The 22281-nt window shown below is 62.3% G+C and carries 20 protein-coding genes and 1 pseudogene; 11 read left to right on the top strand and 10 right to left on the bottom strand.

What is annotated here, in order from left to right; genetic code table 11:
* Positions 1-106: 106 nt before the first annotated feature.
* Together AC5V87_RS14005 and AC5V87_RS14000 are read right to left on the bottom strand one after the other, a co-directional pair.
* The gene (locus AC5V87_RS14005; RefSeq protein ID WP_456843390.1) at positions 107-949 is read right to left on the bottom strand and encodes an IclR family transcriptional regulator; all 843 of its coding nucleotides are present in this window, start codon (positions 947-949) and stop codon (positions 107-109) included.
* A gap of 167 nt (positions 950-1116) precedes the next feature.
* Positions 1117-3246, bottom strand: a complete 2130-nt coding sequence (locus AC5V87_RS14000; protein ID WP_495371318.1) for an acetate--CoA ligase family protein — start codon at positions 3244-3246, stop codon at positions 1117-1119.
* A gap of 350 nt (positions 3247-3596) precedes the next feature.
* On the opposite strand from AC5V87_RS14000, the gene AC5V87_RS13995 reads away from it, so the two are divergent.
* The 4 genes from AC5V87_RS13995 (at position 3597) to AC5V87_RS13980 (ending at position 8152) form a co-directional block, all read left to right on the top strand.
* On the top strand, positions 3597-4292 hold the full coding sequence (locus AC5V87_RS13995) for a GntR family transcriptional regulator (protein WP_164938111.1): 696 nt from the start codon (positions 3597-3599) through the stop codon (positions 4290-4292).
* Positions 4293-4365: 73 nt separating this feature from the next.
* Entirely contained in the window at positions 4366-6099 is a 1734-nt protein-coding gene (gene oxc, locus AC5V87_RS13990; protein WP_456839540.1) for an oxalyl-CoA decarboxylase, read from the top strand.
* Positions 6100-6252: 153 nt separating this feature from the next.
* Complete coding sequence (gene frc, locus AC5V87_RS13985) at positions 6253-7530, top strand: formyl-CoA transferase (RefSeq protein WP_456839541.1); 1278 nt, start codon at positions 6253-6255, stop codon at positions 7528-7530.
* Between the two features lie 439 nt (positions 7531-7969).
* A complete protein-coding gene (locus AC5V87_RS13980; RefSeq protein ID WP_495371317.1) occupies positions 7970-8152 on the top strand; it encodes a hypothetical protein in 183 nt (60 codons plus the stop codon).
* 96 nt (positions 8153-8248) lie between these two features.
* Here the strand turns inward: AC5V87_RS13980 and AC5V87_RS13975 are convergent.
* The 4 genes and pseudogenes from AC5V87_RS13975 to AC5V87_RS13960 all read right to left on the bottom strand — a co-directional run.
* Positions 8249-8470, bottom strand: a pseudogene (locus AC5V87_RS13975) (hypothetical protein); the annotation flags it as partial.
* A gap of 43 nt (positions 8471-8513) precedes the next feature.
* Entirely contained in the window at positions 8514-8759 is a 246-nt protein-coding gene (locus AC5V87_RS13970) for a transcriptional regulator (protein WP_495371316.1), read from the bottom strand.
* Between the two features lie 110 nt (positions 8760-8869).
* The gene (locus AC5V87_RS13965) at positions 8870-9079 is read right to left on the bottom strand and encodes a cold-shock protein (protein ID WP_495371315.1); all 210 of its coding nucleotides are present in this window, start codon (positions 9077-9079) and stop codon (positions 8870-8872) included.
* 436 nt (positions 9080-9515) lie between these two features.
* Entirely contained in the window at positions 9516-11075 is a 1560-nt protein-coding gene (locus AC5V87_RS13960) for a hypothetical protein (RefSeq protein ID WP_495371314.1), read from the bottom strand.
* A gap of 217 nt (positions 11076-11292) precedes the next feature.
* On the opposite strand from AC5V87_RS13960, the gene AC5V87_RS13955 reads away from it, so the two are divergent.
* Positions 11293-12966 (top strand): GMC oxidoreductase, encoded by a 1674-nt coding sequence (locus tag AC5V87_RS13955; RefSeq protein WP_495371313.1) that lies wholly within the window; start codon positions 11293-11295, stop codon positions 12964-12966.
* A gap of 16 nt (positions 12967-12982) precedes the next feature.
* On the opposite strand, the gene AC5V87_RS13950 is transcribed toward AC5V87_RS13955, so the two are convergent.
* Positions 12983-13174, bottom strand: a complete 192-nt coding sequence (locus AC5V87_RS13950) for a hypothetical protein (protein ID WP_456839546.1) — start codon at positions 13172-13174, stop codon at positions 12983-12985.
* Between the two features lie 971 nt (positions 13175-14145).
* On the opposite strand from AC5V87_RS13950, the gene AC5V87_RS13945 reads away from it, so the two are divergent.
* Positions 14146-14877: a DUF3750 domain-containing protein gene (locus tag AC5V87_RS13945; protein ID WP_456839548.1), complete on the top strand. Its 732-nt coding sequence runs from the start codon at positions 14146-14148 to the stop codon at positions 14875-14877.
* A gap of 78 nt (positions 14878-14955) precedes the next feature.
* On the opposite strand, the gene AC5V87_RS13940 is transcribed toward AC5V87_RS13945, so the two are convergent.
* The gene (locus AC5V87_RS13940; protein WP_495371312.1) at positions 14956-15201 is read right to left on the bottom strand and encodes a helix-turn-helix domain-containing protein; all 246 of its coding nucleotides are present in this window, start codon (positions 15199-15201) and stop codon (positions 14956-14958) included.
* Positions 15202-15206: 5 nt separating this feature from the next.
* Positions 15207-15764 carry a DUF2975 domain-containing protein gene (locus AC5V87_RS13935; RefSeq protein WP_495371311.1) on the bottom strand — a complete coding sequence of 186 codons (558 nt, stop codon included), beginning with the start codon at positions 15762-15764 and terminating at the stop codon, positions 15207-15209.
* A 147-nt stretch (positions 15765-15911) separates the two neighbouring features.
* Here AC5V87_RS13935 and AC5V87_RS13930 point away from each other — a divergent pair, with 147 nt between their 5' ends.
* Positions 15912-16349: a DUF2147 domain-containing protein gene (locus AC5V87_RS13930; RefSeq protein ID WP_027558844.1), complete on the top strand. Its 438-nt coding sequence runs from the start codon at positions 15912-15914 to the stop codon at positions 16347-16349.
* Positions 16350-16623: 274 nt separating this feature from the next.
* Positions 16624-17067, top strand: coding sequence for an SRPBCC family protein (locus AC5V87_RS13925; RefSeq protein ID WP_456839552.1), 444 nt, complete (start codon positions 16624-16626; stop codon positions 17065-17067).
* 176 nt (positions 17068-17243) lie between these two features.
* Here AC5V87_RS13925 and AC5V87_RS13920 read toward each other — a convergent pair whose 3' ends face one another.
* The gene (locus AC5V87_RS13920) at positions 17244-18572 is read right to left on the bottom strand and encodes an Hsp70 family protein (RefSeq protein ID WP_495371310.1); all 1329 of its coding nucleotides are present in this window, start codon (positions 18570-18572) and stop codon (positions 17244-17246) included.
* 292 nt (positions 18573-18864) lie between these two features.
* Here AC5V87_RS13920 and AC5V87_RS13915 point away from each other — a divergent pair, with 292 nt between their 5' ends.
* From AC5V87_RS13915 to oxlT (AC5V87_RS13905), 3 genes are all read left to right on the top strand, one after another.
* Complete coding sequence (locus tag AC5V87_RS13915; protein WP_495371309.1) at positions 18865-19002, top strand: hypothetical protein; 138 nt, start codon at positions 18865-18867, stop codon at positions 19000-19002.
* A gap of 248 nt (positions 19003-19250) precedes the next feature.
* Positions 19251-20537, top strand: a complete 1287-nt coding sequence (gene oxlT, locus AC5V87_RS13910; RefSeq protein ID WP_495371308.1) for an oxalate/formate MFS antiporter — start codon at positions 19251-19253, stop codon at positions 20535-20537.
* Positions 20538-20798: 261 nt separating this feature from the next.
* Positions 20799-22121, top strand: a complete 1323-nt coding sequence (oxlT, locus tag AC5V87_RS13905) for an oxalate/formate MFS antiporter (protein ID WP_495371307.1) — start codon at positions 20799-20801, stop codon at positions 22119-22121.
* The last annotated feature ends 160 nt before the right edge of the window (positions 22122-22281 follow it).

Here is a 22281-nt window from a genome sequence, read left to right as displayed (position 1 = left end):
CCTCCAGGCTCGTGCGGACGTGTTGATCGTGTGCCGCATTGTGTCGTTTGGTCGCATATCAACCAAAACGGCCGATGCTGTCCAGCGACAGCGCCCGGGTTCCTCGCTATGCGGAGGCGGGCATCGCTCCGCCGAGCGCGATGGTCAGCTCGCCGGCGACGTCGCGCACGATCTGGCCGATTTCCGGCAATCTGTCGTCGGTCAGGCGGCTGGTCATCCCCGAGACTGAAATCGCCGCGAGCGGCTCGGCACAGTCGTTATAGACCACTGCGGCAATACAGCGCAGGCCCATGCAGGCCTCCTCATCGTCGATCGCAAATCCCTGCTTGCGGATCTTTTCGAGCTCCCTGAACAGGTCGCTCGGCCGCACGATCGACTTCTCGGTCAGACGCGGCATGCCATGATGGCGGATCACCGCGCCGACATCCTCGTCGGAATAGGTCGCGAGCACCGCCTTGCCGACGCCTGAGGTCACCATCGCGACGCGGCCGCCGACCTGGGTGAGCGAGCGCATGATCTCGCGGCTCTCCATGCGGGTCAGCACGATGATGAACTCGTCGTCGACCACGGCGAGATTGGCGGTCTCACGGGTGAGATCGCGCAGCTTGCGCAAGTAAGGAATCGCCTGGGTGGAAAAATTGCGCCGCCGCGCGAAGCTGGCGCCGACCGTGAAGCCGCGCACGCCGACATGCCATTTGGATTCGGCACGGTCGAACTGTACGAAGCGGCGGCTCTCCAGCGTCGCCAGCAGGCGGTGCACGGTCGAGGCAGACAGGCCCGTGCGCACGGCCAGATCGCTGAGGCGATAGCCTTCGTCATCCTCGGCGAGTGTTTCGAGGATCGACAGCGCGCGATCGACCGACTGCACGCCGCCGTCACGCGCCTCGTGCTCGGTGTCCGATGGCGACCGAGGTTCGAGCGATTTGCGCCGGATCACGTTCTTGCTCATCGCGACCTGCCGCTTGTACATCCGTCATTCCGGGATGGTGCGCCGGGGCTGCGCGCAGCGCGGGCCTGGCGTACCAGACCCGGAATCTCGATGTCCCGGGTTCAATGCTCCGGGCCGCGCTTGCGCGGTCCCGTCACATCGACCCGGGATGAAAGGCGGGATGACGCTCAGAGCAGCCCTGCCCCGCGCGCCCACTTGTATTTGGCGCCGAGCACCTCGACCGGAAGCTCGGTCGAATAGGCGTAGGCCGGGATGCCGTGCTGGTAGAGATATTCGGCGGCTTCCTCGACCTCGACGTCGCCGGCGAGCGAGGCGACCATCGGCTTCACGAAGCCCTTGGCCTCCATCTCCTTCTTCACTTCGACCATGTTGCGGGCGAACACCATCGGCGGGGTGACAATGGTGTGCCAGTAGCCGAGGATCAGCGCATGGATACGGTCATCGGACAGGCCGAGCTTCACCGTGTTGACGTAGGTGATCGGCGGCTCGCCGCCGGTGATATCCACAGGATTTCCGGCCGCGCCAAACGGCGGGATGAACTTGCGGAAGGCGGCATCGAGATCCGGCGGCATCGACATCAGCGACAGGTCGTTGTCGACGCAGGAGTCCGACAGCAGCACGCCCGAGCCGCCGGCACCGGTGATGATCAGCACATTTTCGCCCTTCGGCGTCGGCAGCACCGGCACGCCACGAGCGAATTCGAGCAGTTGGCGCAAGCTGCGGGCGCGGATCACGCCGGACTGCTTGAACACGTCCTCGTAGATGCGGTCGTTGCCGGCGAGCGCGCCGGTGTGCGACGAGGCCGCCTTTGCTCCGGCCGAGGTGCGGCCGGCCTTGAGCACGACCACCGGCTTCTTCTTGGAGACGCGCTTGGCGGCTTCCGCAAAGGCGCGGCCATCCTTGAGGTCTTCGCAGTGCTGCGCGATAAGATTGGTGTTCGGGTCCTGCTCGAAGAAGGCGAGCAGATCGTCCTCGTCGATGTCGGACTTGTTGCCGAGCCCGACGATCGCCGAGACGCCCATTTTCGCCGAACGCGAGAAGCCGATGATGGCCATGCCGATGCCGCCCGACTGCGACGACAGCGCGGCGTGGCCTTTGACGTCATAGGCGGTGCAGAAGGTCGCGCAGAGATTGGCGGGCGTGTAGTAGAAGCCGTAGATGTTCGGCCCCATCAGGCGAATGTCATACTTCTTGCCGACCTCGACGATCTCGGCCTGAAGCTCCGGCGCGCCGGCTTCAGCAAAGCCCGACGGAATCAGCACCGCGCCCGGGATTTTCTTCTCGCCGCATTCGGTCAGCGCTGCCGCCACGAACTTGGCGGGGATCGCGAACACCGCGACGTCGATTACGCCGGGAACGTCCTTGACGCTCTTATAGGCCTTGTAGCCGAGGATCTCGGCAGCCTTCGGATGGATCGGGTATATCTCGCCCTTGTAGCCGCCGTTGATGAGGTTCTTCATCACGGAGTTGCCGATCTTGCCGTCCTCGGCGGAGGCACCGACCACGGCGACCGCCTTCGGCTGCATGATGCGGTTCATGGCCGCGACAATCTCTTCGGTCGGACGCGGCTTCGGCTTGGGCTTGTAGGCGAAGTCGACGACGATGCGGACGTCGGCGGCGGTTGCGCCCTTCGGGGTCGCGAACACCGGGTTGAGGTCGAGCTCGACGATCTCAGGGAAATCGGTGACCAGCTGCGAGACCTTGACGATGACGTCGGCAAGCGCCGTGCGGTTCACCGGCTCGCCGCCGCGAACGCCCTTCAGGATCTCATGGGCCTGGATGCCGTCGAGCATCGAGAGCGCGTCTTCCTTGGTCGCGGGCGCGAGGCGGAAGGTGATGTCCTTCAGGACTTCGACCAGCACGCCGCCGAGGCCGAAGGCCACCAGCTTGCCGAACGAGCCGTCGGTGATGGAACCGACGATGACCTCGGTGCCGCCGGCCAGCATCTGCTGCACCTGGACGCCCTCGATCTTGGCATCGGACTTATATTTCTTGGCGTTGCCGAGGATGGTCTCATAGGCCTTCTCGGCGTCCTCGGCGGTCTTGAGGCCGACGATGACACCGCCGGCTTCGGTCTTGTGGAGAATGTCCGGCGAGACGATCTTCATCACCACGGGGAAGCCCATCGCCGAGGCCATCTTGCCGGCCTCGCCCGCCGACTTGGCCACGCCCTCCTTCGGCACCGGAATGCCGTAGGCGTCGCAGACCAGCTTGCCTTCCGGGGCCGTCAGGCTGGTGCGGTTGTCCGCCTTGACCTGGTCGAGCACCTTGCGGACGGCATCTTTGGAATTGGACATGTGGCTTCTCCCTTGACCTCAGTTCGTTCTTTTCAAAGCGCGCGCGTGTTGCGGCTGCCCGTGATGCTTGCCATTCGCCGCGCTCTGTTCCATGCGGCGGAACGGAGTGGCATAAGCCTGAGACTACTCCGCCGGCCTGGATCAAAAATGGCTGGCGATGGCATTTGGTATGCCAGAAGCCAACTTGTCAAGCCGCCGCATGACTTAGAACGCCGCAAAAAATAGGCAGCTTGACATTCTGGCATGTGGTATGCCAAAAACTTTCTCGTTAATAATCCTGTAAAAGACGACTCCCTACCTGGAGGAGATTCGTCGTGTCACTGCGGAAACCAACCAAGGCGTTGCCGAACATGGCCGAGGCAGATATCGCAATCGTTCGTATTGCCCCGGAGAGCAGCTTCAAGAACAAGGCGTATGACGCCTTGAAGGAAGCCATCCTCAAGATGGACATCTATTCGACGCCCGAGCCGGTGATGCTCGACGAGCGCGCGCTGTCCGAACGTCTGGGTGTCAGCCGCACGCCGATCCGCGAGGCCATCGCGATGCTCGAGCAGGACGGTTTCGTGAAGACCGTGCCGCGCCGCGGCATCATGGTGGTGCGCCGGACCAAGAGCGAGATCGTCGATATGATCCGCGCCTGGGCGGCGCTCGAGAGCATGGCCGCGCGCCTCATCACCACCACCGCGCGCAAGAAGGACATCACGGCGCTGCGTGACTTCTTCAAGGACTTCGGCAAGGACCGCCTGCCCGAGGATCATGTGGAGGAATACTCCAAGGCCAACATCGCCTTCCACCAGGCCCTGATCTCGCTGTCGGAATCGCCTGTTCTGGTCGATCTCACCAACGACCTCTTGCTGCACGTGCGCGGCTACCGCCAGCTCACGATCGGACGCAAGGACCGAACCGCGACCTCGCTGCCCGAGCATCTCGCGATGATCGAAGCGCTCGAGGCGCGCGACACCGAGCTCGCCGAGAAGCGCGCCCGCGACCACACCCTTGGCCTTGCCGCTTACGTCGAAGCGCATGGCCAGGAACTGTTCACGTAACCGTTCACCAAGCGACGTTCACCAGAAGGGCGAACAACTCGCCCCACTACTTGAGACCAGGGAGACAAGGCCCATGCTGAATACCGCGACCAAGTCCGAGGCACCGGGCACCGAGCAGGAACTGACGGATGGCTTCCATCTCGTCATCGACGCGCTCAAGCTGAATGGCATCAACACCATCTACAATGTGCCGGGCATCCCGATCACGGATTTGGGCCGCATGGCGCAGGCCGCGGGTATTCGCGTGATCTCCTTCCGTCACGAGCAGAACGCCGGCTACGCCGCAGGCATCGCCGGCTATCTCACCAAGAAGCCCGGCGTCTGCCTCACGGTCTCGGCGCCCGGCTTCCTCAACGGTCTCACGGCGCTCGCGCACGCCACCACCAACTGCTACCCGATGATCCTCGTGTCCGGCTCCTCCGAGCGCGAGATCGTCGACCTCCAGCAGGGCGACTACGAAGAGATGGACCAGCTCGCGATCGCAAAGCCGCTGTGCAAGGCGGCCTATCGCGTGCTCCACGCCCAGGACATCGGCATCGGTTTCGCCCGCGCCATCCGCGCCGCGGTCTCGGGCCGTCCAGGCGGCGTCTATCTCGACCTGCCGGCGAAACTGTTCGGCCAGGTGATGAACGCCGAGGCCGGCCAGAAGTCGCTGGTCAAGGTGATCGATGCTGCGCCCGCGCAGATCCCCTCGCCCGCTTCGGTGAAGCGCGCGCTCGATGTGCTGAAGAGCGCAAAGCGCCCGCTCATCATCCTCGGCAAGGGCGCGGCCTACGCGCAGGCCGACGAGGAGATCAAGAGCTTCGTCGAGAAGAGCGGCGTGCCGTTCCTCCCCATGAGCATGGCCAAGGGCCTTCTCCCCGATACCCATCCGCAGTGTGCCGGCGCGGCCCGCTCGACCGTGTTGAAGGACTCCGACGTCGTCATGCTGATCGGCGCAAGGCTGAACTGGCTGCTCTCGCACGGCAAGGGCAAGAGCTGGGGCGAAACGCCGAAGAAGTTCATCCAGGTCGACATCGAGCCGAAAGAGATGGACTCCAATGTCGAGATCGTCGCGCCCGTCGTCGGCGACATCGGCTCAGTCGTCTCCGCCTTCAACCAGGCGATGGGCACCGGCTGGACCGCCCCGCCCGCCGACTGGACCAAGGCCGTCTCGACCAAGCGCGAAGAGAACGTCGCCAAGATGGCGCCGAAGCTCATGAACAACAAATCGCCGATGGACTATCACGGCGCGCTCGGCGTGCTGAAGAACGTCATCAAGGAGTACCCCGAGGCGATCCTGGTCAACGAGGGCGCCAACACGCTCGACCTCGCCCGCGGCGTCATCGACATGTACAAGCCGCGCAAGCGTCTCGACGTCGGCACCTGGGGCGTGATGGGCATCGGCATGGGCCAGGCGATCGCGGCTGCGCTCGAGACCGGCCATCCCGTGCTGGCGGTGGAAGGCGACTCGGCGTTCGGCTTCTCCGGCATGGAGGTCGAGACCATCTGCCGCTACAACCTGCCGATCTGCGTCGTCATCTTCAACAATGACGGCATCTATCGCGGCACCGACGTCAACAGCGCCAACGCCGATCCGGCGACGACGGTGTTCGTCAAGGGCGCGCGCTACGACAAGATGATGGAAGCCTTTGGCGGCGTTGGCGTGAATGCCACCTCGCCCGACGAGCTCAAGCGCGCCGTCAACGAGGCCATGAAGTCCGGCAAGCCGACGCTGATCAACGCGGTGATCGATCCCGCCGCGGGCTCGGAGAGCGGCCGCATCGGCAACCTCAATCCGCAGAGCGTTCTGCAGAAGAAGAAGTAATCGACCGCCGGGTCACTCCCCGCGCAGGCGGGGAGTCCAGTATTCGCCGGACCGCATGGGTGGCGAGCACTGAGCCCAACTGAAACGACAATGAATACTGGATGCCCGTCTTCGCGGGCATGACGGAAGCAAAGTGGTAACAGGAGCAACATGATGACCAAAGCGCTCACGGGCGTTCGCATTCTCGACTTCACCCACGTCCAGTCCGGACCGACCTGCACGCAGCTGCTGGCCTGGTTCGGCGCCGACGTGATCAAGGTGGAACGCCCGGGCGTGGGTGACATTACCCGCGGCCAGCTGCAGGACATCCCGAACGTGGACAGCCTGTATTTCACCATGCTGAACCACAACAAGCGTTCGATCACGCTGGACACCAAGAACCCGAAGGGCAAGGAAGTCCTCACCGCACTGATCAAGCAATGCGACGTGCTGGTGGAAAACTTCGGACCCGGCGTGCTCGACCGCATGGGCTTCCCCTGGGAGAAGATCCACGCCATCAACCCGAAGATGATCGTGGCTTCGATCAAGGGCTTTGGTCCCGGGCCGTACGAAGACTGCAAGGTCTATGAGAACGTCGCCCAGTGCACCGGCGGCGCCGCCTCCACCACCGGCTTCCGCGACGGTCTGCCGCTCGTCACCGGCGCGCAGATCGGCGATTCCGGCACCGGTTTGCATCTGGCGCTCGGCATCGTCACCGCGCTCTACCAGCGCACCCATACCGGCAAGGGGCAGCGTGTCACTGCGGCGATGCAGGATGGCGTGCTCAACCTCTGTCGCGTCAAGCTGCGCGATCAGCAGCGCCTCGCCCACGGCCCGCTCAAGGAATACAGCCAGTTCGGCGAAGGCGTGCCGTTCGGCGACGCCGTGCCGCGCGCCGGCAACGATTCCGGCGGCGGCCAGCCCGGCCGCATCCTGAAGTGCAAGGGCTGGGAGACCGATCCCAACGCCTACATCTACTTCATCACCCAGGCCCCGGTCTGGGAGAAGATCTGCGACGTGATCGGCGAGCCCACCTGGAAGACCGATCCGAACTACGCCAAGCCGGCCGCCCGCCTGCCGCGCCTCAACGAGATCTTCGCCCGCATCGAGCAGTGGACGATGACCAAGACCAAGTTCGAGGCGATGGAGATCCTCAACAAGGACGACATCCCATGCGGCCCGATCCTGTCGATGAAGGAGATCGCCGAGGACCAGTCGCTGCGCGCGACCGGCACCGTGGTCGAGGTCGACCACCCCACCCGCGGCAAGTACATCTCGGTCGGCAACCCCATCAAGCTGTCGGACAGCCCGAGCGACGTGCAGCGCTCTCCGCTGCTCGGTGAGCACACCGACGAGATCCTGCGCTCGGTGCTCGGCTTCAGCGACCACCAGGTCGCCGAGATCCACAAGTCCGGCGCGCTCGATCCGCCGCAGAAGCAGGCCGCCGAGTAAGCCGACTGAAGCGCGACGAGATTTAGCCTCAACCAAGACGAAAGGGCCGCCCCCGGGGCGGCCCATTTTTTTATCAGCAAGGCAGCGTGGTCGCAGGCCCGAAATAAAAAAGAAAAACAACCCCATGCACAGTAGCGATCCCATTGGCCACCAACAGAAATTCCGATTTTTCGAAATACCCGTTGACGCGTCGGGCAAAACAGGGGTATTATGCCATCATCCGAACGAGCGAATGGCCTGGCCATCTGGGGCTCGGACCCGAATAAGTTCGGCACCCAGGAACAGAGCGGGTTCCGTCCCGTTGTCGCTGCACCAGCTCGCTCATCGACATTGCAGCCGGCCGTCCGACGACGGCGAGCAATCATCGTTGACTGCGGGCGGAAAACGCCAAAGCCGGCGCTCCGCGAGATCGCGCCGTTCCACACCTATCGAGGTCGACATGAGGAATGATCATCCCGCCTCAAGGGCTCTGCGGGAAGCCAACAAAGCATTCAAGCCGATCGAAACAAAGAAGCCAATGACCGACTATGCGAAGGCGCAACAATCCCATCATGAAAATCGCGAGCGCCTGAAGGCAGAACGACTGGCCCGAGAGGCCAAGCAGGTGAACCGCTCCGGATGAGGCAAGGCTGATGCCGCGTTATTATTTCGACATCAGGGACGGCGAAACAGTTTCCGTGGACGCGAACCGGCCTCCACTTCGCTCGAAAACCCTCTCGAGCATCGAGAGAACGACGACCCCCTCTTCGAGTTCGCCTGACTCAAGGCGCGCCCGCGCGATGCGCTCAAACTCCGTCCGGTACTTCTGAAGATAGCTGAAGGCCTGCTTCTGCGTCTGAAATGTCGTCGCGAGACGGCACATCTGCCGGCCGGCGCCGAGTGCGAGAAAGAAGGTGATTGTGCCGCCGCCATCCGGCTTGGTTCTAGCCACGAACCGCACTCATTGGCATGTCGAGCCCTCTCATCGCGCTGTTGAAAATCGGCTATGGCGGCAGCTTTGTCTTGCGCTTCTTCAGAGCGGATGCCGGCGACGAGGATGCACGCAGATCTCCGTCGGCCGCGTCCCTGGCCTCGCGCAACTCACGAAGCCGCGCCATGTTGTTGCGGACATCGACCGCCTGTCTTTCGGCATCCGCCATCGCCCGTGCACCTTCTTCGGCGGCCAGGCGGCGACGCTCCGACCGCGCGGCGGACTCTGGTGACGGTTCGGCCGATTTCTTGGCGCTCATCTCTCGGCGCTCATCTTGCACCCTCTTCGGCAACGGACAAAACCCGCTCGATCAGGGATCGAGCGGGCCGCCTGCCGTTTCAGTACATCCGTGAAACGGCGCTGGAGAACTCAAGCCAGCGAGAGATTCTCAGCACTGACCTTGCCTCGCATCTTGTCGGTCTTGGTCTCGAAGTTGACCTTTTGGCCCTCGGCGAGCCCCGCAAGACCCGCCCGTTCGACTGCGCTGACATGAACGAACACATCGTTGCCGCCGTTGTCGGGCTGAATGAATCCAAAGCCCTTCTGGCCGTTGAACCACTTCACAGTACCTGTCGTCATTTCTCTTCTCCAAAGCGCATAGGCGCGCGCACGTCTGCGTGACGCTCACGCAGATCGATTCAATTCGTCGATGTCTCTGGAAAAGGAGCCCGCGGGCGCATTCAACAAGGCACAGCGGCTGAACGAACAAGGAGACAGTATACCTCATCACTGCGACTTGCAAGGCTCGCACGAATCTAATTGCGCTGCTGACTTCGGCGGAAGGGGCCGCTCTCAAGCCGCATCGCGCAAGCAGAGCCGGAAAAGTTCGCTCCCGTCAGGAGGCGGGGCGATCGCGTATCACCTTGGCGACGCCTGAGCGAGCGCCTCGTCCTTCGAGACGACCGCTTCGTGGTCTACTCAGGATGAGGCTACTCGGCATCGGTGCTCGTTGAAAAGGCGCCACGCACTCCGCCATCCTCAAGATGCGCCAAGGACCGGCGGACTGAGTGCCCTGTCAAACAAACAAAAAGTCGTCCCTCGTCATCACGTCCGTGAAGTTTGCAAGCGTGACTTGATCAGCTCCCGCGATGATGACCGTGCTGGTTCCGCTCTGCGTGATGACAAGGTCGTCGAACGACTGCACGCCCTCAATGTCGATGAAAGCTATCTTGTCACCCTGGCATTGGCTGAAATCGCGAATGAAATTGCTGGTCCCAACGGTCATGGCACCGTCGTCCTTGAATACGAACGTGTCGGAGCCTCCATGAGCATTGCCGCCCAGTTCGCCATCTCCCCACATCTCATTGTTGACCGTGGAACCTTGCCCAGCCCTCCCCGCGTATAGGATATCGCTGCCGCCGTTGGCACGACCTGAAAGTTCCGCGGCGTCGCCCCATAGGAAGTTATCGACCCGGCCGCTACTAATCGCGTCACCGCCGGCGATAAGATCATCGCCTCCTTGGCTCGCCCCGCCCATGACTTGGGCATCACCATATAGCTGGTTTACAACATCAGTCAGCGACCTATCGCCGCCGCTGAGACTGTCATTCCCTCCGCTGGCAGCGTCGAGCATCGTAAGAGCATCGCCGACGGCGAAGTTCTTGGTGCCCTGCAAAGTCGCAACGTCATTCCCGCCTTGGGCATGGCCGGACATTGTGGCGCCGGCGTCCCCGTAAAATGACACTGTGGAGCCGCCTTCATTTGCGAAGGTATCGTTGCCGCCCTTGGCAAAGCCGGACATGTCGCCGCCAGCATCACCGTAGAAGGTCTTTGACAGGACGGCCCCACCCGAGCCCGTAAAAGTGTCGTCTCCTCCCTGAGCATGGCCTGAGATATTGCCTCCCGCATCACCGTAGAACACCTGCGTTGCGAACAAGGCTCCGTTGAAGGTGTCGTTGCCACCTCTACTGTGGCCGGACATGTCACCCCCGGCATCTCCGTAGAATGTGTTGCCTGAGTCCGTTCTGGCTGTGAATGTGTCATCGCCGCCCTGGGCGTGACCGGACATGTCGTGCCCGCTGTCCCCGAAAAAGATGTTTGCAGCCTGTCTAGAGCCCTGGAAGCTGTCGTTGCCGCCCTTGCTGTCGCCGGACATGTCGCCGCCCGCATCGCCGTAAAACGTGTGGGTGCCGCCTTGTACCGTCTGAGTGATGAAAGTGTCGTCGCCGCCGTGAGCGTGACCCGACATGGAGCCGCCGGCGTCGCCGAAGAACGTATTGGTTTGCTGTCTGCCCGTCCCAGACAGGAAGGTGTCGTTGCCGCCCTTGCTGTGATCCGACATGTCTGCACCGGCGTCGCCGTAGGCCGTGACACCAGCCAGAGGGAGTCCGTTGAACGTGTCATCGCCGCCCCGAGCAAAATCGAAAAGGCTGCCGATCGCGTCGCCATAAAATGTGTAATTGGAAAGTCCGACTTCGTCGAAGGTGTCGTTCCCTCCCTTCGAAAAGTCGAACATGCTGCCACCGGCATCACCGAACAAGGTCGGTGCGCCGGGCGTGCCTATGAGGTTGTCGTCGGTGCCGAATTGATGATTGACCAGATCGCCCGAAGTAGGCGGAACAGGCTGCCTGCGCATCGCATCCTCCTCAACTAGACCGAGCAAAAGCTTATGATGTTTATTCGGCGCGCGAACTGACTATAAATGGGTATATCCAGCCGCAGGGACGCCGTTTCCATGTGTGATGGCCCTGCCCTCTCACGAGAGAGGCGTTCGCCTGCCTTCGATCGCGCGAATTCATCTTGCAACCGCAATTCTCACGCAGGTTGTCTCCTCGATTGCGCAAGGACACCCAATGTTCGGAGACGCTTTTGAGCGATCGCAGGTGGCTGCCGAAGTCACGATCATCGGAGCGGGTCCTGTTGGTCTCGCAATCGCGCTTGAGCTCGATCGTCTTGGAATTTCCAGCCAAGTCCTCGAAGCTGGAGGTCTGAGGCGGCGTCGATCAGTGGACCGTCTGTTCACCGCGCAACTCCGCACGCCGGCAACCCACGGCCCGCTCGAGGCCGTATCGGCCAAAATGTTCGGAGGAACATCCAATCTTTGGGCCGGAGCCTGCGTGGCCTACGATCCGATCGACTTCAAGGAGCGGAGATTCGTAAGCGACGGAGGATGGCCGATCACATTCGAGGACATATTGCCGTTCTTTGAACCGGCCAGTCGCTTTCTCGACGTGGGTCCTGCGGAGTTCATTGCGGCCGATGTAGCTCATGGGTCGGACGATGAGTTCTCGTGCACGAGCCTTGCGCGGTTCGCGGGCGAGAGGCGTAGCCAAGTCTCGCACGGTGCGGCCGCCGTTCGATCCACCCGCATCACGGTGTGCCTGAACACGGTCGTGACCGAGGTTTTCCTCTCCGACGATGGCGTCGTCACTGGACTTGCGGTGGCATCTTCGGACGGATCGAAAGCATCCCGACTACCCGTTCGAATGCTCGTCGTTGCGGCGGGAGGGATCGAGACGACAAGGCTGGCTCTGAATATGCAGCGCGATCGCCCCAGGCTGTTCGGCGGCGAGGCCGGCCCCCTCGGGCGATATTACATGAGCCATTTGATGGGCTCGATAGCGGACGTCAGGTTTCTCAAGCCGCAATACGTCGACTTGTTCGACTTCCGGAAGGACGCGAGCGGAACCTATACCCGACGCCGATTCCGGCCGAGCGAAGCAACGCAGGAAAAATGGGACCTGTCGAACACCGTTCTCTGGCCGGAGGGCGCGATTGCCGATGCGAGGCATCGACGAGCGCTGCTCTCGATGGTGTTCTTGCTCTCCGGCGCGAACAGCCTCGGACGAGCAATCTTGCCGGAAGTCGTTCGGCGCCGATACAGCGAAAACGTTCTCGGGAGCACTGCGAGGGCACATTTGAGAAACCTCACCCCAGCAGGCTTCATGAGCGTTCTGGCTGACGCAAAAGCGCTTTTGGAACGATGGCGCGCAGACCCTCGGCCTCCAGGCTTCCTCATACGCAACCCAAGCTCGCAGTACAGACTAGCATATCATGCCGAGCATCTCCCCAATCGCGAGAGCCGGGTGACTTTGACAGGCGAGGTCGATCGGTTGGGTATGAACCGGATTGCGATCGATTTGCGCTTTGCAGATGCGGACGCAGCATCCCTCGAGAGAGTACACCGGCGAATGTCGGAATGGTTGAAGCGGGGAAGCCTCGCCCGGCTGGTGCTGCGCTGTAACCCGTCCGATCAGCAACAGACCGCTCTGCGGCAGGCCAAGGATGGCACGCATCAACTCGGCTTGACGCGGATGGCTTCATCGGCAAAGGACGGAGTTGCGGACAGCACTCTTCGCGCTTTTGGCATCGCCAACCTGTACCTGTGCAGCACGTCGGTGCTGCCAACGTCCAGTCAAGCCAATCCGACGCTGATCGTCGTGGCGCTCGCTCTGCGATTGTCGCATCACATAGCCCGCTCATTCAAACTGAAGGGCGTCTCGCCAACTCAGGTGTGCACTCCCTAAAGGAGGCTCGCTTGCTTCAGGGAAGTAGATCGCCGTGGATCATCATTTTGATTGAAAGTGCGAGACACAACCAAAGCAGCAGGCCCGGCCCCGTGGCGATCAACAGCCCTCGGAAAAATCTTGCCCCATCGTCCTCGTCAACGTGGTTCGGGTGCACGTGACGGATCGACGATTGCTGGCGACGGCGGATCGGCTCAATTTGCCCCATCCGCAATCCTATTCGGTACCAGGAGCGCTCTGACAAGCCCTTCAGAGTGCGCTTCTTGCGCCTCTTTCGAGGTAACCCTCTCCGTCAGGGATGCGGGCTGACGACGCTCCGGGAGCTCGGCGACGTCCTCAGTCTGCTCGGCAGGCTGCCGGTTTCACTCGCGCGCGATCCGCCTTGCTAATTATGTAGACTGTTCATCTCTCGTAAGCGCATCAAGGCGGTCCAATTGGCCTGCCAAACCAGAAAGGCTCCTCGCGATGTTCTTCATGATGAAGGCGCGGTCTTTGGAGATGCCGGATGTTTGAGAGAGTGCCCTATATCGATGTGCCCATTCCAAGCATTGCGCGGCGGTAATCATTTGGTCTCCAAGGCTCCATTTCAACTGAGGCGAAAATAATACCAATGCTCAACCAGCGGTTTTGTTCCCATATGCTCTTGCGCGGGTCAAGCCCAGCGCCACCGCACCCGCTACCGCAGACAACCGGAATGTCTTGGCCTCGGGTGTTGCCGTGTCCCTTCGAGGTCTTCGGACCTTCCCCGTCGTGACGTGCGCAAGTCGCCACTCCTATCGCCGGCGTGCGATCCACGCTCCGGCCAGGAAGGCGACAAGCAGCGACCGCAACGGCGCCTTCATCGTTACTTCGCGCAACTGCCCAGCCCATCGCATCGCAGGATCCGCGGAAGGCGATTGGACCGGCCGACGGCTCTCCCCTGCGTTCTCCTTTGGCCTGTTCGATCCGGAGGTTTGCCCTATGCCCTCCTGCTCATCCACCAACCCCGAGGCCTCCGTCATCGCCGAAGCTTCCTTCATGTCCATGCGTATTCTCCTCTCGAACAACCAGCGAAGCTTCAAACTCCGTCGGCTCACCTGATCCAACGGAACCGATCGTCTGGAGCAGCTATGGCGGCGGTACCCATGCGAACTATATGATCATGGAAGATCCCGCCGCACCGCTCCCTTGAAGAAACACTTGCTCATCTTTCTGTTCCTCCTGTTTGCGCCCCTCGCTGCCTCGGCGGCGAGATATTTGGTTTTGGGCGATGGCCGCGGCAATTGGCAAATGGCAGACCGGTCGAGCGCCGGCCTTCTGCCCGCCGCGGCGGATCATCCGGAAGCAGCGATACGGGTGTTCGCGGCGAGAACCGTCAGATGGCGCAGCATCTTTGCCGTTCACACCTGGATCGTCGTGAAGGAGAAGAATGCGGCGACCTACACCCGATATGACTACACGGCCTGGGGCGAGCCGATCCGCACCAACGGCTTCGCTCCAGATGGGCGGTGGTTCGGCGCTTTGCCCGAAACCATCGTCGCCGTGAATGGAGAGCGCGCGGAAGCGCTGATCCCCAAGATGCGGGATGTGATCGAAAACTACAGGTTCCGCTCCTACGGAGACTACAGCGCCTGGCCCGGTCCCAACTCGAACACCTTCGTGCAGGCCGCACTCGACTCCGTCCCCGAGCTCCGCGCCGTCCTGCCGCCGACTGCGATCGGCAAGGACTTCCCCTACACCGGCAAATGGCTCGGTATCACCGCGTCAGGCACCGGCATCTATGCGTCGCTTGCTGGATACATCGGCTTCTCCATCGGATGGGTCGAGGGTCTGGAGGTCAATTTCCTTGGTGCCGTGCTCGGTTTCGACATCCGGCGTCCGGCGCTCAAGCTACCTGGCCTTGGCCGATTTGGGATGGCCGCCGGCCTGTAATGGCCGGGCGCTGCGCATGGAGATTCTTCAGGTCTTCGCGTCCAAGACCAAGGCGGACAAGACCCGTCCGGTGTGACCTCAGCTCCCCTCGCCCGCTTCCCTATCGCTCTCCTCGCCCGCGACATATTCGAGGATGTCGCCGGGCTGACAGTCGAGCTCGCGGCAGATCGCAGCCAGGGTCGAGAAGCGCATCGCCCGTGCCTTGCCGGTCTTCAGGATCGACAGGTTCTGGATGGAGATGCCGATGGCATCCGCGAGGTCCCCGAGGCGGCGCTTCCGCTTCGCAAGCATGACATCGAGGTTCACGACGATCGCCACAAGCATTCACCTCAGATCGTCAGTTCGTTTTCGGACTGCAGCAGGATGGCGTGCTCGATGACGAATTTCAGCGCCATCAGGAACACCCCGCCCGCGATCGTGCCGATGTCGATATTGTATGACGGCAGGAAGAATTTGACGTCGCCGATCTCGTGCAAGGCATAGGCCACCGCGTTGCTGGTGATCAGGTCGATGAACGGCCAGATCACCAGAATGATTCCCATCCACCACACACCCTGGAGTGTCTCGGACACGAAGATCCGGCCGCGCGCGAATCGATGCACCATGCGGTGAAGGATGCCGATCAACACGGCGAAGAACGAGAGCTGAAGCGTAAATAAGGTCCAGAACAGCAACTGGCCCCGGCGCGACATGTCGAGCGGGTTGGCGACGATGCCGGCGCATTTGGCCTGCTCGGGGCTGAGGCTGGCCGCGATCGACGCGGAGGCGGTCGTGTTGGCCCGATAGGCGAGCCACACCATCACCGGCAGCGCCGCCCAGATCGCCCAGAACGCAAGATCAAGACGCCGGAACCAGCGCTGCCGGACCTCGCGCACGGACGTCCCCACCGCAACCATCTCCAGCCACTCCGCAATGCAAGGGTCATCTACGCGGGCCAATATGCCCATTCCAGGCGCTTGACTCAACCTTAACCGCGATATATTGATCGTTTATCATGAAATAATTCATGATAATTAATTCGATATGGAGCCCCCATGCGTTCCACCCTCGTCCGGCACGTGCTCGCAGCCATGTTGTCCATCTCGCCGCTCGGAAATGCCGAAGCCGCAGCCGCGGGCGATCCCGGCGGCGTCTGGCTGACCCAGTCGGGCGATGCGAAGATCAAGGTGAGCCGCTGCGGCAACGCGCTGTGCGGCCGCGTCGTCTGGCTGAAGGAGCCGATCGACAAGAAGACCGGCAAGCCGCAGCTCGACGACCACAATTCCGATCCGGCGTTGCGCGGCCGAAAGATCGTCGGCATCTCCCTGTTCATCGACATGCAGGCGGCCGGCGCCAACAAATGGTCGGGCCGGATCTACAATGCCGACGACGGCAAGACCTATGCGAGCACCGTGACCTTGCTGCCGTCGGGCAATCTCAACGTCCAGGGCTGCATGGGAACGTTGTGCGCGGGTGAAGACTGGACGCGGTGAGCGGCAGAACCGGCGCGCGCAATGTCAAAGCCGCCGGTTCCGGCAGTTCTTTTATCTGCGATCTCTTTATATCTGCGATGACGTGTCGGATCGGCAGCCCCTCGTTCGTCATCTAGACATGAACGGGCCTTAAAGCGCGATGAGATGAACCGTCATCGCACTTTGGGTTGATGTTAAAGCATGATCTTTCCGGAAAACCGCTTCGCACTTTTCCGGATCATGCTTTAGACGCCAACCTCGGCCCATCAATGCACATGCACGAGGAATGACGAACATGCCCAGCACTGTACGACTGCACCGCGTTCTGGCCACCAGCCCTGAGAAAATCTATCGCGCCTTCCTCGAGGCCGATGCGATGGCGAAATGGCTGCCGCCGAACGGCTTCACCTGCACCGTGCATCATTTCGAACCCAAGGTCGGCGGCACGTTCAAGATGTCGTTCCGGAATTTCACCACGGGCAACAGCCATTCGTTCGGCGGCGAATATGTCGAGCTCGTGCCCGGCGAGCGCCTGCGCTACACTGATAGGTTCGATGATCCCAATCTGCCGGGCGAGATCCAGGTGACCGTGATCCTGAAGAAGGTGTCGGTCGGCACCGAGGTCGACATCACGCAGGCCGGCATCCCCGACGTCATTCCGCCGGAGGCCTGTTATCTCGGCTGGCAGGAATCGCTGCGGAATCTGGCGCGGCTGGTCGAGCCGGAGATCAATCAGTAGCAGTGACAGCAGTATCGTAGGGTGGGCAAAGCGCAGCGTGCCCACCAGTCTGTCTCAACCTCGGAAAGAGATGGTGGGCACGGCGCTCCGCGCCTTTGCCCACCCTACGGCACTGGTTGATCGCATCTGCAGATCGACCCACATCGTCATTGCTCGCAATGACGACTGCCACTGCCCTACGCACCCTTCGGCTTGAGCCCGCCATCCGCGGTCCAGCGGTCCGGATCGGGGCTGTGCCCGATCAGCGCGAGGCCATAGGCGATCGATTCAAACTGGTCGCCCGACATCAGCCGCTCGTTGCCGAAGCGGTCGGCGAACAGCTTTCGCACGGCAGGCACGAACGAGGTGCCGCCGGTCAGGAACACCTTCTCCACCTCGCGCGCGGTGATGCCGGCCTGAGCCAGCACCTTGTCGACGGTGGCCCCTAACCGGGCGATGTCGTCGGCAATCCAGGATTCGAAATTCTTCCGCGTGATGGTCGAACCGATGTCGACGCCGCCGCCCTTGAAGCGGAAGTCGACCTGATCCTGCCCCGACAGCGCGACCTTGGCATCGGACACCGCGCGGTACAGCGAAAAACCGAGGTCGAGATCGACGATGGTGATGAAGTCCTCGAGCAGCTTCGGCTTCAGCGCGGTGCGCGCGAGCTCGCGGAGCTCACGCAGGTCGCCATTGCTCTTCATCATCGCGAGCTGATGCCAGCGCGCGAGGTTGGTGTAGTGGCCGCTCGGGACCGGCAGCACCTTGTCGAACGAGCGGAAGCTCGAGCCCTTGCCGAGCCGCGGCGAGACGACGTGATCGACGATGCGATAGTCGAAGGTGTCGCCGGCGATGCCGATGCCGGCGTGGCCCAGCGGCTCGGCGCGCAGCGTGCCGCCGGCGCGCGAGAAGCGCATCACCGAGAAGTCGCTGGTGCCGCCGCCGAAATCCGCAACCAGCACGGTCGCATCGCGCTCCAGGCGGCGGGCGAAGGAGAACGCCGCACCCACGGGCTCGTAGACATAGCGGGCGTGGCCGGCGCCGAGACGCTCGAACGCGGCGCGATAGCGCTGCATCGCCAGCGCCTCGTCGGGATTGCCGCCGGCAAAGCGCACGGGGCGGCCGACGGTGATGTTGGACGTCTCGAAGCCGAACTTCTCGCCGCCATGGCGCGCCAGGGTGCGCAGGAACGCCGCCAGAATGTCCTCGAACTTGAAGCGCTGCCGGAACACCTGCGTGGTTTGGAAGCTCGAGCTCGCCGCAAAGGTCTTGAAGGACTGGAGGAAGCGGTAGACGTGGCGGCCTTCCAGGAACGTCTCGATCGCCCATGGGCCGCCCTCGGCCTGGGCGCCCGCGCCGGGCCGGTCCTCCCAGAAGCACAGGGCCGAGACGTAGACGCTGTGGCGCTGGCCGCCATGGTCGAAGCGGATGGCCTCGACCCGGCGGTCGTCCGCCGCGAGCGCGACGACCGTGTTGCTGGTCCCAAAATCGATGCCGATCGAGACGGCGGCCGAGGCGCTCGACATGAACCACTCTGACAGTTGATTGGAAAAGGGGGCAGAGCACTAACGGCTTTGACCTGCCCTGCCAAGGCCCGGACGCGCTGTGATTCCGGGTCAAATCCGCGCCAATGCGTCATTTCGGCCGCTGTTTTGCAATTTTAAGCCCGCAACGGCCGCTTTAACGCATCATTATGCTGCAATGCGAGAGGCTGCATGCTGCTATGCAAACACGCGCATGGACACTGGCATCTGGTATACATAGATTGCCTTTCGAGATGAGACAGTGATATTGACCGTCTCAAGAAAGGAATTTCCGATGTCCAAGACCGCTTCCGTCGCTCTCGCCCCCTCCTCCACGCTGTTCGCCCGCCTGATGGCCGCGATCGACCGCCTCCTGATGGCGAGCGCCGAGATCTCGAATCACAACGGCGATCTGCCGCGTTTCGGCCTATAAGCCGGCATTTTCCCGTGCTGCCACGCAGCGCGACGGTTTCAGACCAGTTCATATGCTACTTTTGATGAATGGCCCCGCAGGACGGGGCCATTTCTACTTGTGCTGTCCCTGAGTCACTGCCGCGACCGGACAAGCTCGCTGCGGCATTTGCGCACGGTGGCCGGGCCAGCGCTTGAACCTTGGCATAATGAATACAAGAATGCCGTTCCAGCGCTCGCAGAAAAATTAGAGGCGCCACGGGAGGCTTTATGACGGACATGGTGCAGGCAACGGCCCCTACTGCCGCGCGCGTCAGCGACACGTATCGCTGGGCGCAATTGGCGATCGGTGTAGCGGCCATGGTGATGATCGCCAATTACCAGTATGGCTGGACGTTCTTCGTCCCCGATATTCAGAAGAAGTTCGGCTGGGATCGCGCGTCGATCCAATGGGCTTTTACTCTCTTTGTCTTGTTCGAGACCTGGCTCGTCCCGGTCGAGGGCTGGTTCGTCGATAAATACGGTCCGCGCATCGTCGTCCTCGTCGGGGGCGTGCTCTGCGCCATCGGCTGGGCGATCAACGCGCAGGCGACCTCGCTCAACGGCTACTATCTCGGCATGATCATCGCCGGCATCGGCGCCGGCGGCGTCTACGGCACCTGCGTCGGCAACGCGCTGAAGTGGTTTCCGGACAAGCGCGGCCTTGCCGCTGGCATCACGGCCGCGGGCTTCGGTGCAGGCTCCGCCCTCACCGTCGCGCCGATCCAGGCCATGATCAAGGACAGTGGGTTCCAGACCACTTTCCTCTATTTCGGCCTCGGACAAGGCCTCATCATCTGCATCCTCGCCTTCTTCCTGCTCGCGCCGAAGCCGGGCCAGGTGCCGGCAGTGGTGGCGAACGCCGCGCTGGTGCAGTCGCGTCGCAACTACCAGCCGACCGAGGTGCTGCGCCAGCCGATCTTCTGGCTGATGTACCTCATGTTCGTGATCGTCGGCGCCGGCGGCCTGATGGTCACCGCGAACCTGAAGCCGATCGCGGTCGACTGGAAGGTCGATGCCATTCCGGTCACGCTGATCGGCATGACCATGACCGCGGTGACGTTCGCGGCCACGATCGACCGCGTGCTCAACGGCCTGACGCGTCCGTTCTTCGGCTGGATCTCCGACATGATCGGCCGCGAGAACACGATGTTCATCGCCTTCGGCATGGAAGGGATCGGCATCTGGATGCTCTACCTCTGGGGCCACGATCCGGTCTGGTTCGTGCTGCTCTCGGGCTTCGTGTTCTTCGCCTGGGGTGAGATCTACTCGCTGTTCCCCTCGACCTGCACCGATACGTTCGGCGCCAAGTTCGCGACCACCAATGCAGGCCTGCTCTACACTGCAAAGGGTACCGCCGCGCTGCTGGTTCCGGCCGCGAACCTGATGCAGCAGAGCTCGGGCAATTGGGACAGCGTGTTCATCATCGCAGCCGGCGCCAACATCCTGGCCTCGCTGCTGGCGATCGTGGTGCTCAAGCCCTGGCGCAGGGTCGTGGTCGCCAAATCGACGATTTGACGCGCTGCCTCGACGGCTCGCTCGCTTACGACGCCCGGCCTAGTGGCCGGGCGTTTTCGTTTGGCCGAAGCACGGTCGATTCCGGTAATCCGAACGGAACCGCGCATTTTGTTGGCCTTCGACATGAGATAGGGCTTGCAATCTGGGATATGGTATACCAAGCTGCCCGCCGCGCTTGCGACGATAAGCCACAACATTTGCGACACCGGGTCACCTTGCCATCCCTGGTCGCGATCAATCAGGCGCGTTGGGAGGTTCTTGATGATTTCCAGCACGGACGGCGCCGTTACAGCCGCGCCTCTTCGGACCGGTTTTCGTTGGCTTCAGCTCGTCATGGGCATCGTCTGCATGGCGATGATCGCGAACCTGCAATATGGCTGGACGCTGTTCGTCGATCCGATCGATGCGGCCCACCATTGGGGACGCGCCGCGATCCAGCTCGCCTTTACCATCTTCGTGGTCACCGAGACTTGGCTGGTGCCGATCGAGGCCTGGTTCGTCGACAAATACGGCCCGCGCATCGTCATCATGTTCGGCGGCGTGATGATCGCGCTGTCCTGGGTGCTCAACTCCTATGCCGAGTCGCTTGCCCTGCTCTACACGGCGGCCGTGATCGGCGGCATGGGCGCGGGCGCGGTGTACGGCACCTGCGTCGGCAACGCGCTGAAATGGTTTCCCGACCGCCGCGGTCTTGCCGCCGGCGCGACCGCAGCCGGCTTCGGCGCCGGCGCCGCCATCACCGTGGTGCCGATCGCGACCATGATCGCATCGAGCGGCTATCAGCAGGCCTTCCTCACTTTCGGCATCGGCCAGGGCCTGATCGTGTTCGTGCTAGCCTTCTTCATCCAGCCGCCGCGGATCTCGATCCCGCCGAAGAAGAAGCAACTCAACCTGCCGCAGACCAAGATCGACTTCACCCCGCCACAGGTGCTGCGCAGCCCTATTTTCTGGGTGATGTATCTCGTCTTCGTCATGGTCGCCTCCGGCGGCCTGATGACCGCGGCGCAGATCGCGCCGATCGCGCACGACTTCAAGATCGCCAACACGCCGGTGACTCTCGCCGGCTTCCAGATGGCGGCCCTGACCTTCGCGATCTCACTCGACCGCATCTTCGACGGCTTTGGTCGTCCGTTCTTCGGCTTTGTGTCCGACACGATCGGCCGCGAGCACACCATGTTCATCGCCTTCGGCACGGCGGCGCTGATGCTGTTGACGCTGTCGGCCTATGGTCACATCCCGATCGTGTTCGTGCTCGCGACTGCGGTCTACTTTGGCGTGTTCGGCGAGATCTACTCGCTGTTCCCCGCCACCTGCGGCGACACCTTCGGCTCGAAATTCGCGACCACCAACAATGGCATGCTCTACACCGCGAAGGGTACTGCCTCGCTGCTCGTCCCGCTCGCCAGCGTGATCTCGACCGCCTATGGCTGGAAGGCCGTGTTCGTGGTGGCCGTGGCGCTGAACGCGACGGCGGCGCTGATGGCGCTGTTCGTGATCAAGCCGCTGCGCCGCTCCTTCATCCTCGGCAAGGAAGCCGAGGGCGCGAGCACCGCAACGGCAACTGCCAAGACCGAGACGGCGTAACGACCACGCGTTTGTCGCGTCGATCAAGAAGGGGCGCAGCGATGCGCCCCTTCCTTTTGGCTGCCGGACAAACGTCAGTATTGCTGCCGCAAGATTTTTCGGATCAGCCAAATCCAGCGCTTGACGGTTGGCATTATGTATACCACACTTGCCTCATCAT

The organism is Bradyrhizobium sp. SOJA106, assembly GCF_059448745.1.
The sequence above is the reverse complement of the archived record's forward strand: the minus strand, read 5'-3'. Positions and strand labels throughout refer to the sequence as shown.